General features: G+C 66.0%; 8 protein-coding genes. 3 read left to right on the top strand and 5 right to left on the bottom strand.

The window, feature by feature from the left end:
• The coding region (locus tag AC6RA4_RS16415) for an anthranilate synthase component I family protein (protein ID WP_500162156.1) at positions 1 to 765 on the top strand (765 nt) is incomplete at its 5' end.
• A 307-nt stretch (positions 766 to 1072) separates the two neighbouring features.
• On the opposite strand, the gene AC6RA4_RS16420 is transcribed toward AC6RA4_RS16415, so the two are convergent.
• From AC6RA4_RS16420 to AC6RA4_RS16440, 5 genes are all read right to left on the bottom strand, one after another.
• Positions 1073 to 3463: a Hint domain-containing protein gene (locus AC6RA4_RS16420; RefSeq protein WP_500162158.1), complete on the bottom strand. Its 2391-nt coding sequence runs from the start codon at positions 3461 to 3463 to the stop codon at positions 1073 to 1075.
• A gap of 752 nt (positions 3464 to 4215) precedes the next feature.
• Positions 4216 to 5949: a sugar phosphorylase gene (locus AC6RA4_RS16425; protein WP_500162160.1), complete on the bottom strand. Its 1734-nt coding sequence runs from the start codon at positions 5947 to 5949 to the stop codon at positions 4216 to 4218.
• Between the two features lie 212 nt (positions 5950 to 6161).
• Complete coding sequence (locus AC6RA4_RS16430; RefSeq protein WP_500162162.1) at positions 6162 to 7049, bottom strand: endonuclease/exonuclease/phosphatase family protein; 888 nt, start codon at positions 7047 to 7049, stop codon at positions 6162 to 6164.
• Positions 7050 to 7085: 36 nt separating this feature from the next.
• Positions 7086 to 10562 (bottom strand): transcription-repair coupling factor, encoded by a 3477-nt coding sequence (gene mfd, locus AC6RA4_RS16435; RefSeq protein WP_500162164.1) that lies wholly within the window; start codon positions 10560 to 10562, stop codon positions 7086 to 7088.
• A gap of 46 nt (positions 10563 to 10608) precedes the next feature.
• On the bottom strand, positions 10609 to 11136 hold the full coding sequence (locus tag AC6RA4_RS16440) for a component of SufBCD complex (RefSeq protein ID WP_500162166.1): 528 nt from the start codon (positions 11134 to 11136) through the stop codon (positions 10609 to 10611).
• A 221-nt stretch (positions 11137 to 11357) separates the two neighbouring features.
• On the opposite strand from AC6RA4_RS16440, the gene hemB reads away from it, so the two are divergent.
• A complete protein-coding gene (hemB, locus tag AC6RA4_RS16445; RefSeq protein WP_500162168.1) occupies positions 11358 to 12356 on the top strand; it encodes a porphobilinogen synthase in 999 nt (332 codons plus the stop codon).
• Positions 12357 to 12502: 146 nt separating this feature from the next.
• A complete protein-coding gene (locus tag AC6RA4_RS16450) occupies positions 12503 to 13057 on the top strand; it encodes a lipid-binding SYLF domain-containing protein (protein ID WP_500162170.1) in 555 nt (184 codons plus the stop codon).
• Positions 13058 to 13185 lie beyond the last annotated feature (128 nt).

The raw sequence follows: 13185 nt of genomic DNA on the forward strand, positions 1-13185 counted from the left end.
TTCCAGGTCGTGCCGGCGCAGCGCTGGACCCAGACCTTCCCGCTGCCGCCCTTCGCGCTCTACCGCTCGCTGCGGCGGACCAACCCGTCGCCTTTCATGTTTTACTTCAACTTCGGCGGCTTCCAGGTCATCGGCGCCAGCCCCGAGATCCTCGTGCGGGTCTTTGGCCGCGAGGTGACGATCCGCCCGATCGCGGGCACCCGTCCGCGCGGTGCGACGCCCGAGGAGGATCGCGCGCTCGAGGCCGATCTGCTGGCCGACAAGAAGGAGCTGGCCGAGCACCTGATGCTGCTCGATCTGGGCCGCAACGATGTTGGCCGGGTGTCGAAGATCGGCAGCGTGCGGCCGACCGAGAAGTTCATCATCGAGCGCTACAGCCACGTGATGCATATCGTGTCGAACGTGGTGGGCGAGCTGGCCGAGGATCAGGACGCGCTCTCGGCCTTCTTCGCCGGGATGCCGGCGGGCACCGTCTCGGGCGCGCCCAAGGTCCGCGCGATGGAGATCATCGACGAGCTCGAGCCCGAGAAGCGCGGCGTCTATGGCGGCGGCGTGGGCTATTTCTCGGCGGGCGGCGACATGGACATGTGCATCGCCCTGCGCACCGCCATCGTGAAGGACGAAAAACTCTACATTCAGGCCGGCGGCGGCGTGGTTTATGACAGCGACCCCGAATCCGAGTACATGGAGACGGTGCACAAATCCAACGCCATCCGGCGCGCGGCGGCGGACGCGGCGCGGTTCACCTCTTCGGGGAACAGCTGAGATCCAGACAAGCGGGCCCGGTCGGGCCCGTTTCTCGTTTCGGCAGGCGCGGTCTCAGGGAGCGGGAGCCGTCCAACGCCTGCGCCGCCCCGCGCCCTCCTTTTTAGCATACGGCCTCCACCGCGCCGCTGCGCCCGCTGCATCGCGCGCGCTGTTGAGAGCCCCGCCCCAGCCGCCGCCAGATGCCTCCGAACCTCTCGCCCGGAAACGAGAAACGGAGCGGTTTTCACCGCTCCGTTTCCGTCGTCATTCCGGCACAGGGTCGAAGTGCACCGGAACGAACAACGTGTCCGGCTGGGCTCCGCCCTTACTTGGTCAGAAGCTGCGCCTCGTGCTTCTTCAGCGAGCGGCGCGCCGCGCCGTAGGCCTTGAGGCCCTCGGCATGCTCGAGCTCGGGGAAGAGTTCGAAGATCTCCTGACGCTGCTCTTCACCAATGCCGCGCAGCGACAGGTCGCCCGGCTGGAAGCTCTCGGTCCACGCGCCGTTCGACAGCACCACCTCGTGGTTGTCGAACATCATGTGGATGTAGGTCACGCCCAGCGTATCGACCTCGTCCACACCGTCGAGCCCGGTCAGGTGCTTGGCCGCCGCCAGAACCTCGCGCTCCTCGAAATAGAGGGCGGTCTTGTCGTTGGCGACCAGCACGCGGTGGTTCGGCGACACGAGCAGATCGTGCTCGGGCAGGTTCTTGCCAAGCGCGCCCTGCTGGATCAGCACCGGCTTGAGGTGCGGTTTGCGGGCCAGCTGGTGGCCGGTCAGCTCCTTGCGGCCGATCCAGCGGATCTCCTGGATGCCGTTGTCACGGGTGATGACGCGGTCGCCAACCTCGAGATCCTCGACCAGGCGCTCGCCCTTCGGCGTCGCGATGAGCGTGCCCGGGGTGAAGCAGGGCAGCACCTCGACGGTGACGGTCCCGGTGTCACTGCCACCGTTGCCGTCATCGACGGTGTAGTCGAACGTGTCGGTGCCGTTGAAGGCCTCATCGGCGACATAGGTCACGGTGCCGTCGTCGTTCAGCGTCACGGTGCCGTTCTCGGCCTCGCCCAGCGAGGTGATGGTGAGCGGGTCACCATCCGCATCGGTGTCGTTGTCCGTCGGGTCGAAGGTTTCCGGGCCGGTCGCGGTGGCGAAGATCGAGTCGTCGACCGCCACCGGGGGCGTGTTCTCGGCTTCGCCGACGCTGACGGTGATGGTGCCTTCGTCGCCGCCGCCATTGCCGTCATCGACGGTGTAGGTGAAGCTGTCGTCGCCGATATAGCCCTCGTTCGGGGTATAGGTGACGGTGCCGTCGTCGTTGATGGTGACGGTGCCGTTCTCCGGATCGCCGACTTCGGACACGGTCAGCGGATCGCCGTCGGCGTCGGTGTCGTTGTCGGTGGGATCGAAGGTGACCGGCGTCTCCTCGACGGTCTCGACGGTGTCGTCATTGGCCACCGGGGTCTGGTTGCCATTGCCCTGGTTCGGATTGGTCGGGACCGTGACGTTGACAGTGATCGTGCCTTCGTCCTCGCCGCCATTGCCGTCGTCGATGGTGTAGGTGATGGTGTCCGGGCCGACAAAATCCTCGTCCGGAGTATAGGTCAGCGTGCCGTCGTCGTTCAGCGTCACAGTGCCGTTCTCGGGCTCGCCGACCGAAGAGATGGTCAGCGGGTCGCCGTCGACATCGGTGTCGTTTTCGGTCGGATCGAAGGTGACCGGGGTCTCCTGCGGGGTGCCGACGGTGTCGTCAACGGCGACCGGATCGTCGTTCACCGGGTTCACGGTGACGTCGACCAGAGCCGAGGCGGTGTTCCCGTCGGGATCGGCAACCGTGTAGGAGATCTCGTCCGGGCCGTTGTAGTCCTGATCCGGCGTGTAGGTCAGCGTGCCGTCGTCGTTGATCGCGACGGTGCCGTTGGTGGCGCTGGCCGCGGTCACGGTCAGTTCGTCGCCATCGGGATCGCTGTCGTTGCTCAGCACGTCGATCACGACGGCCACATCCTCGTCGGTGGTGGCGCTGTCGTCTTCGGCCAGCGGCACCCCGTCATTGGCGTCGGTGGTCGAGAAATCGATATCGGAGATCAGGACGCCCTGCTCCTGGTCGCCGCCGTTTTCGTAAACGATTTCGATCCGCGAGACCGGACCGGCGATCGAGACCTGCAGCGTGCCGTCTTCTTCCGCGAAGTCGGTGACCTCGGTGCCGGTGGCGGTGTTGCCGTCGACCGTGGTGCCGCCCGACAGAACCGTCAGGGTGACGTCGACCGGGTTGCCGGCTGCGTCATAGGCCAGCACGGTCACGTTGTCTTCGAAGCTGCCTTCCATCGAGGCGGTGTATTCCAGCAGATCGCCAAGATCGCCGCCCTCGCCGCCATCGACGTCATTCAGAAGGAACGACACGTTCTGCACTTCGTCGCCATACAGATCGTTGGTCGAGCTGAAGTTCAGGACCGTGGTCGAAGTCGGGCTGACGATGCCCTCGCCGTCGCCGCCCTGGCCGAGCAGCTTGAGGTGGGACTTGGGGTCGACCTCGGAATCTTCCGGCACGTAGCCGGTGAAGTTGACCGTGAACGCTTCCGCGCCGGCATCTTCCGCCGTGAAGGTGATGTCGACGGAGACGCCACCGGTCTCGACGCTCGCCGTCACCCCATCGGATTCGGTGTTTTCCAGATAGATGCCGTAGGCACCAAGCGCACTCCAGTCCAGAACCAGATCAGCCATTGTTTTCGACCCTCATAACCTTACAGACCGGGGCGGACCCGGAACCGCTATCACGGTGCCGGCGCGAAACGCCGACAACATTCTTTTGCTCGTCATGCCTGCAAGTCTGCGATGGGATCTTCTGCCCCTGCCCACGTCTCGTGAGTGGACAAAAAGCAGCGTTCGGCGGCGGAGGACGGACCTCCATACGCTTCCCTCGCATCCTTGCGGATGCCTTACAGTTCAGCGGCCGCCCCCGTGGCCTTCTAGTCTTCACCCCCCAGTCGGGCTTGCTGATGTTGTAACCGCGCGGGCTTGTTGCCTCAAAGTGAAAAGTGGCGCGATCTGGGCAATCGAAGACACATCTCCGACAAACAAAGGCGAATTATTGGCGAATTTTCGCACGTAAAAGTTGTTAATCGTTTCCGAGATTTAGCGGTCCGCAATGCTTGTCACTCATGAAACACTGGGGCTTTGTCGTTTCGCGCCAGTCCCGGGTTCTGACATTGTCCTGCGCGAAGCAACAGTCCGGCGCCGAGACCGGGGCATCCGGGGAAACGAAAATATTGCCGAAAATGTGCCGAGGCTTGTTCGCGAACCGTGGTCAATATCGAACCAGGCCGAAGATTAACCGCTTGTTGCCGTTGCGTAACCTGCGAAAGTGCCGAATCAATTCATCTCTGAACGACAGAATGCGGCCAAGTTTGGGCTGCGCTGCCCGGGCATGAGCCGGATCGAGGCGCGAATGGGACCGCGCCTCATTGCCGGCACATTCAGACGAGGTTGGTGATCCACCGGCACTGGTAGGGAGCCATCGTCACCGGGCCGGCCTCGATGGTCTCGCCGCTCAGCAGGTCCACCCAGGTTTCGTCGGCGATCAGGTTCAGCTCGCCTTCGGGAATCTCGATGGTCTCGTCGCTGACATTGTGCAGCGCGAAGATCGACTGCTCGCGGTCCAGAGACTGACGCCAGAGCCCGAAGATGCGCTCGTCGACGTTGAGCGTGAACTGCGTGGCGTTGGGGTGGAAACCCGGTTGCTCGGCGCGGATCTTGAGCCGCTCCGACAGCGCCGCCAGCACGCGGGCGTGGATGGTCCCGGGATCGGCGAGCGTCTCTTGCAGCACCGGGTAGTCCCAGCGGTGCCGGTTGATCGCCCGGTTCATGCCGCGCCGCTCCACCGCCTCGAGATCGTTGGGCGTGGCCAGCATCGAATGGATGTAGAAGGCCGGGATGCCCTCGAGCGACATCGGGATGGTCTGCGAGCACAGGAAGCGCTCGAAATGCAGATCGTCGGTGCCCTTGAAGGTGCGCCCCATGGCCTCGAAGAAGGTGCAGTTGAGCTCGTAGGGCGCCTCGCCACCGCCGGGCAGCGAGCGCATCGAGACCTTGCCGCCGATCTCGTGGATGGTGTCGATGATCTCGCCGATCTCGGGCGGCGGCAGCAGCCCCTCGGCGGGGCGCATGCCGATGCCGTCATGGCTGGCGGTGAAGTTGAGATAGGCACAGCCCAGCGGCGCCGGCGGCATGGTGCGCTGCCAGTCGATGAGGTATTTCGCCGAGCCCGACATCATCGCGTGCAGCGTCAGCGGCGGCAGCGGGAAGTTGTAGACCACATGCGCCTCGTTGCGGCGGCCGAAATAGCTCAGGTTCTCGGCCTTGGGCACGTTGGTTTCGGTGAGCAGGATCACCGTTTCGGTGGCGTAATCCATCAGCAGGCGCATCAGCTGGATCACCGCGTGGGTCTGCGGCAGGTGGATGCAGTTGGTGCCAAGCTCCTTCCACAGGAAGGCCACCGCATCGAGCCGGATGATCCGCACGCCCATGTCGATATGCAGGCGGATGATGCGGATGATCTCGAGCAGCACGTCCGGGTTACGGAAATCGAGGTCGATCTGGTCGTGGCTGAAGGTGCACCAGACATGGCGGGTGCCCATCGCGGTCTCGACCTCCTGCAGGAGCGGCGTGGTGCGCGGGCGCGTCACCATCGAGACATCATCGGACGGATCGGCCTCGAAGAAGAACTTGTCGTAGGGCTTCTGGCCCTGCCGGTAGGCGTTGAACCAGACGCCCTGGCTCGAGACGTGGTTCAGCACCAGATCCGACATCAGGTGGAATTCGCTGCCGATGCGGGTGATGTCGGCCCACTCGCCAAGCTGCGGGTTCACCTTGCGATAGTCGGTGACCGCAAAGCCGTCATCCGAGGTGAAGGGGAAGAACGGCAGGATATGCACCCCGTTCACCACGCCCTTCATGTGGGTGAGCAGGAAGTCGTGCATCAGGTCGAGCGGCTTGTGATAGCCGTCGATCAGGCTGTCGCCATAGGTGATGAGCACGGCGTCGTTCTGCGTCCAGAGATTGTTGCCCGGCTTGCGCGGCTGGCGGCGGCGGTGCTTGTCCTCGGGCCAGAAGGCCTCGACGACCTGGCTGCCAAGGATATGCGCATCCACGTCCGGATAAATGAAGTGAAGCAGCGAGGATAATTTGGCGCTGAAAGAGCTCTCGGTCATGAAATCCCTTTAATCCCGATCTGAAAACCTGATCCGTTCAGGGGCCTCGGGCACCCGGACGCCGGTAGGGATCGCTCCCAGGGCGAGAAGGTGCAACAGGACGCTCCCTTTTCGGTTAAGCCGTTCAAACCGCTTTCACAAGTGAAAAGCTGACACAGGCGGTCGCGCATCCACCCGCAGCAGGGACTGCCCGATGGGCGAACGCGCGGGCCTCAGAGTCCGGGAAGGTCGAGCAGCAAGGCGGCGTGATCGCTGGCATGAGGGCGGTGGTGACCCACGCCCGAGAGGCGCGCGCCCTGCCCCGCCTCGCGCCCGAGACCGCGGTAGAGCACCCGCGGCACGGCTTCGGGAAAGCGCCGCGCCAGCGCCGTTGAGGCGATCATCACGTCGGGGCGATTGTGCTTGTGCAGATGCGGCTCGTAATAGGTCCAGCGCTTGTCCTCGGGGAGCCGCAGGCCAAGGTCCACCCCCGCCGCCTCGAGCGGTGCGATGGCGCGCTCGCCCTCGCCGCGCGGCTCGTTGAGATCGCCGACCACCAGCCAGAGCGCCTCTGGATCAGACGGCAACAGCCGCAGCACCGCCTGTGCTTCCAGCCGCCGCAAGTCCCACGCGCGCCTCGGGTCGGGCCACGGCGCCTTGAGGTGCAGCACGAAGAGCGTGAGCGCGCCGAACCGCGCCTCGAGGCAATCGCGCCGGAACACCGGCTGATCCCCGGGCATGCCTCGCAGCGGCTCCAGCCCCAGATCAGAGGGCAGCAGCTCGGCATGGCTCGAGGCCGCGTCCCAGCGCCGCCGCGCCATCAGCGCCACGTCGAGCCCGCGCCCGTCATTGCCCGGCAGGCAGAGGCGGTGCGGATAGGGATCGGTGAGGCGCGCGAGGTAGCGGTCGTGGAAGGCATCGAGGCTTTCGGCGTCGAACACCTCCTGCAGCGCCAGCACGTCGGCCCCGGTGGCGGCCAGCAGCTCGGCGGTCAGGCGGCGGTCGGCCGCGTCATGGGCCGGGCTCTCGGCATCGTCGCGGTCGCGCGCGCCGTGCAGATGGCCGCCCCTGCCATCCGGCAGCAGCCGCAGGTTCTGCATGTTGAGCGAGGCGATCCGCATCCGCCCCTCCTCCTCCCCGGGTCGTCTGCGCGCGGCTCAGGCCTCCTTGCGCAGCCGGATCGCGCCGGCCTTCTCGGCCAGATCGCGGGCGATGGCGTAGGCGCCCTTGATCTTGTCGCTGTCCTTGGCCCAGTCTCGCCGCACCACGATCTTGTTGTCCTTGATCTTGGCCAAGCCGTTCTGATCCTGAATGAACGAGACCAGCCCCTCGGGCTTGGCGAACTTGTCGTTGTGGAACTGGATCGTCGCGCCCTTGGGTCCGCCATCGAGCTTGGCGATGCCGGCGCGCTTGCACATGTTCTTGATCCGCACGATCAGGAGAAGCGTGTTGACCTCCTTCGGCAGCTTGCCGAAGCGGTCGATGAGCTCGGCGGCGAAGCCCTCGAGCTCCACCTTGGTCGACAGCTCCGAGAGCCGCCGGTAGAGCCCCAGACGCACGTCGAGATCGGGCACGTACTCCTCGGGGATCAGCACCGGTACGCCGAGATTGATCTGCGGCGCCCACTGGCCATCCTCGTCGAGCAGCCCCTCCATCTCGCCCGACTTGATCTTGGCGATCGCCTCCTCGAGCATCGACTGGTAAAGCTCGTAGCCCACATCGCGCATCTGGCCCGACTGTTCCTCGCCGAGCAGGTTGCCGGCGCCGCGAATGTCGAGGTCCTGTGAGGCCAGCGTGAAGCCCGCGCCCAGCGTGTCGAGCGAGCCCAGCACCCGCAGGCGCTTTTCGGCGGTGTCGGTGAGCTTGGCGCGCGGCTTGGTGGTCAGGTAGGCATAGGCGCGGGTCTTGGAGCGCCCGACCCGGCCGCGGATCTGGTAGAGCTGCGACAGGCCGAACATGTCGGCGCGGTGTACCACCATGGTGTTGGCGGTGGGGATGTCGAGGCCCGACTCGACGATGGTCGTGGCCAGAAGCACGTCGAACTTGCCGTCGTAGAAGGCGTTCATGCGCTCGTCGAGCTCGCCCGCCGCCATCTGGCCATGCGCCACCACGTAAGAGACCTCGGGCACCTGATCGCGCAGGAAGTCCTCGATCTCGGCAAGGTCGGAGATGCGCGGCACCACGTAGAAGCTCTGACCGCCGCGGTAATGCTCGCGCAGCAGTGCCTCGCGGATGGTGACGGCGTCGAACTCGGAGACGTAGGTGCGGATCGACAGGCGGTCGACGGGCGGCGTGCCGATGATCGACAGGTCGCGCACGCCCGAGAGCGACAGCTGCAAGGTACGCGGGATCGGCGTTGCGGTCAGGGTCAGCACGTGAATGTCGGAGCGCAGCTGCTTCAGCCGCTCCTTGTGCCCGACGCCGAAATGCTGCTCCTCGTCGATGATCAGCAGGCCGAGATTCTGAAACCGGATGCCCTTGGCCAGAAGCGCGTGGGTGCCCACGGCGATATCGACGGTGCCTTTCGTGATGCCGTCGCGGGTCTTGGCGGCGTCGCCTGCGCTGACGAAACGCGACAGCGGCGCCACGTTGATCGGGAAGCCGCGGAAGCGCTCGGCGAAGCTCTTGTAATGCTGGCGGGCGAGCAGCGTGGTGGGCGCGATCACCGCCACCTGCACACCGGACATGGCGGCGACGAAGGCCGCGCGCATCGCGACCTCGGTCTTGCCGAAGCCCACGTCGCCGCAAATCAGCCGGTCCATCGGCTGGCCGCTGGTCATGTCCTGCAGCACATCCTCGATGGCGCTGATCTGGTCGTCGGTCTCGGTATAGGGGAAGCGCGCGCAGAAGCTCTCCCACGCGCCGGGCGGCGGATCGATGACCGGCGCCTTGCGCAGCGCGCGCTCCGCCGCCACGCGGATGAGCTTGTCCGCCATCTCGCGGATGCGCTCCTTGAGGCGGGCCTTCTTGGCCTGCCACGCCCCGCCGCCGAGCTTGTCGAGCAGCCCCTCGTCATGACCGTAGCGCGACAAGAGCTCGATGTTCTCGACCGGAAGGTAGAGCCGCGCGCCCTCGGCATATTCCAGCAGCAGACACTCATGCGCGGCGCCCGCAGCGGTGATCACCTCCATGCCGTGATAGCGACCTATGCCGTGGTCCACATGAACCACCAGATCGCCCGGAGACAAAGATTGAACTTCGGTCAGGAAGTTCTCGGATTTCCTGCGTTTTTTCGGTGCGCGGATCAGCCGGTCGCCAAGCACGTCCTGCTCCGAGATCACCGTCAGGCGCTGGCCTTTCCCGGCCTCAGCCCACGGGGCCTCAAAGCCGGATTCCAGAGCCCAGACAGCAAGATGCAGGCCGCGCTTGCCAATTCGGGTGCCGTTGCCAATCGGGATCGCCTCGGCAAGCCCTTCATCCTCGATCAGCCCGGTCAGACGCTCGCGCGCGCCCTCGGACCACGAGGCGATGACAACAGGACCATCTTGAAGTTTTTTCTTAACATGGTCCACCAAAGCACCGAAAAGGCTAATGCTTTCCTGCTGGCGCTCGGGCGAGAAGTTGCGCCCGATGCGGCCGCCCGCATCCACCACGCCCGGTCCGCTGGCCTGAGGCAGCGGATGGAACTGCACTGCCCGGCGACCCTCGGTCGCCATCTCCCAGGCGGTGTCGTCGAGATAGAGCTGCCCCGGCGGCACAGGCTTGTAGACCGAGTCGATCCGGCCCTTCTGCGCCATGGCGTGGCGGCGGGTCTGGTACTGGTCCTCGATGCTCTCCCAGCGCGCCAGCCGCGCCGGGGTGAGCTGGTCGTCCATCAAGAGCGGCACGCCCGGGAGGTAGTCGAACAGCGTCTCGAGCCGCTCATGGAAGAACGGCAGCCAATGCTCCATGCCCTGCTGCTTGCGCCCGGCGCTGACCGCCTCGTAGAGCGGATCGTCGCTGCCGCCGGCGCCGAACTCGATGCGGTAGTTCTGCCGGAACCGGGTGATCGCCGCCTCGTCGAGGATCACCTCAGAGACCGGCGCCAGCTCGACGAGATCGAGCTTTTCCGTGGTCCGCTGCGACACCGCATCAAAGCGCCGCGCGCCGTCGAGCACGTCGCCGAAGAGATCGAGCCGCACCGGCCCGCCCTCGCCCGGCGGGAAGATGTCGATGATGCCGCCTCTGATGGCGTAATCGCCGGGCTCGGTCACCGTGGGGGCCTGCGAAAAGCCCATGCGCACGAGGAAATCGCGCAGCGCCTTTTCGTCGATGCGGTCGCCGACGCGGGCCGAGAAGGCGGCATCGCGCAGAACCTCGCGGGCGGGGATATACTGCGTTGCCGCCGACAGCGTGGTCAGCAGCACGAAGCGCTCGGGCATGGCATGGACCAGCGCCGCCAGCGTCGACATGCGCGCCGCCGAGATATCGGGATTGGGCGAGACCCGGTCATAGGGCAGACAGTCCCAGGCCGGAAAGGTGACCACCGGCATGTCGGGCGCGAAGAAGGCCAGCGCCTCCCGCAGCGCCGCCATGCGCTTGTCGTCTCGGGCGACATGGATGACGGGACCGGAGGCCTTCTCGACCTCGGCCAGGATCAGCTTCGCGTCGAAGCCTTCGGGCGCGCCGCCCATGATGATGCGGGACTGTGACATGGAAATGGGATGTGGCGCGCGGGGGCGGCGGCGTCAACCGCCCAGTTCAGCCGCCAAGCGCGGTGAAGGACATGTTCTGCGCCATGCCCCAGAGCGCCGTGACGAGGATCGAGAACAGCCCCAGCACCTGCACCCAGAAGCGATGCGAGGCGAGCTTGCGCCGCAGCACCTCGCCGGTGAGCCCCTCGCCGCGGATGCGCGCGGCGGTCGCGATGCTCATCAGCCCGACCATCGACATGGGAAAGCCGAGCAGGAACAGCGCCTGCGACAGCTCGATGCCATAGGCAAAGCCCGATACCGCCAGCATCGACAGAACCGCCGAGGCCAGCGCCACACCCCAGACCCCGGCCTCTTCGGTGAAGAACAGGATGCGATTGACGTTGATCCGGACCATGTCCTCGAGATCGCGCTCGGGCTGGCCACCATGACGGCGCGCGCGCATCACCATGTCGAAGGGAACGCCCAGCACCCAATGGCTCGCCGAGGACCAGACCACCGCCAGCGCGATCCAGAACCACATGTTCGAGAACGAGCGCATGTCGATGGTTTCAAGAACGATCCGGTACCAATCCACTGAGTGCCTCACAAACCCGTTTTCCGCCTTCTAGCCCGCCGGTCTCCGCTTGCCCAGAGCGCGGCGGAGAGAACCGGTGCGCTGTGCCCGTCGCGCCGCGCTTCGGTCTATGGCGTGACACAAGGTCCGGGGCGGCAGGACTGGACAAAGCCCCCGCCGGGGGTGCATTCGGGAAGGCGTATCGCGCCGAAGACGCCGCCCACGACACCGAGGAACCGGACATGCTCCCCACCCAGGCCCCCTTTCCCGCCACCCGCCTGCGCCGGCTGCGCAAGTCCGCGGCGATCCGCGCGCTGACGGTCGAGACAACGCTGAGCCCGTCGGATTTCATCTGGCCGGTCTTTGTGCGCGAGGGCGAGGGTGTGGTCGAGCCGGTGGCCTCGATGCCCGGCGTCAACCGCCTCTCGGTCGACAAGGTGGTCGAGGCGGCGCGCGAGGCGTACAGCCTCGGCATCCCGGCGATCTGCCTGTTCCCCTATACGCCCGAGGCGCTGAAGACCGAGGATTGCGCCGAAGCCTGGAACCCCGAGAACCTGTCGAACCGCGCCACGCGGGCGATCAAGGAGGCGGTGCCCGAGATGGCGGTGATGACCGACGTGGCGCTCGACCCCTACAACGCCAATGGCCATGACGGCTTTTTCGTGGACGGCGAGATCGTCAATGACGAAACCGTCGAGGCGCTGGTCAAGCAGGCGCTGAGCCAGGCCCGCGCCGGCGCCGACATGATCGGCCCCTCCGACATGATGGACGGCCGCATCGGCGCGATGCGCGCGGCGCTCGAGGCAGAGGGCTTCCGCAACACGCTGCTGCTGTCCTATTCGGCGAAATACGCCTCGGCCTTCTATGGGCCCTTCCGCGACGCGGTCGGCGCCTCGGGGGCGCTCAAGGGCGACAAGAGCACCTACCAGATGATGCCGGGCAATTCTGACGAGGCGATGCGGCTGATCGAGCGCGACCTGTCGGAGGGCGCCGACATGGTGATGGTGAAGCCCGGGATGCCCTATCTCGACATCTGTCGCCGCGCCAAGGACATGTTCGGCGCACCCACCTTCGCCTACCAGGTGTCGGGCGAATACGCGATGCTGGCCGGCGCGGCGGAGCGCGGATGGCTCGACCACGACCGGGTGATGCTCGAAAGCCTGATCGCCTTTAAACGCGCCGGCTGCGACGGGGTGCTGACCTATTTCGCCCCGGCGGCGGCGCGGCTGCTGAACGGCTGAAAGGCCGAGCGCGGCGGAATGCCGCGAGCGGCCGGCCGCGCGGCGCCTTGCGCCGTGACAGGGACGCCGTTCAGAGGTATAACCACGACATATACCGGCGGGACAGCCGGACAAGAGGCATCGGCAAGACAGGATACGAGCACCCCATGATGATGACCCGACGCAGTTTCACCCTCGGACTGGGGGCGATGGCCCTCCTTGGCGCCTGCGGCAATGGCGTCGGCGGCTCCGGCGCCGCCAAGATCGACGCGCGGGTGGATTCCACCCTCAGCCAGATGTATTCGCAATTCCCCGGCACCATCGACCTCGGCGAGAAATCCGCCGGCATGCTGGTGATGCCGCTGGTCACCGAGGCCGGGCTCGGCCTCGGCGGCGCCTACGGCCGCGGAGCGCTGCGGGTCGGCGGCGCGACGGTGGATTACTACTCGATGGTGCGCGGCTGCGGCGGGCGGCAGATGGGCTCGCAGCAATACGCCCACGTGCTGTTCTTCATGACCGACGACGCGCTCAACAGCTTCCGCCGCTCGCCCGGCTGGGCCGCCGGCGCCAATGTCGAATACGCCACGCCGGAATCCGGCGAGACGCTGGCCGCCGAGACCACCACCTCGATGTCGCCGGTGATCGCGGTGATCTTCGGCCAGTCCGGGCTGCGCCTCGGCGCCACGCTGGAAGGCACGAAATACACCCGCATCATTCCCTGATCCCGGCGCTTCGCCTGGACCAGAGGCCGCAGGGGGGCTGTCTGCCCCCCTCTTCGCATGCGCGAATTCACCCCCCGAAGGTATTTTCGAACCAAAGAAGGGCCGGCGTTGGAAAGGGTTGATTAACC

The sequence above is a fragment of the Salipiger sp. genome (genome assembly GCF_059781815.1).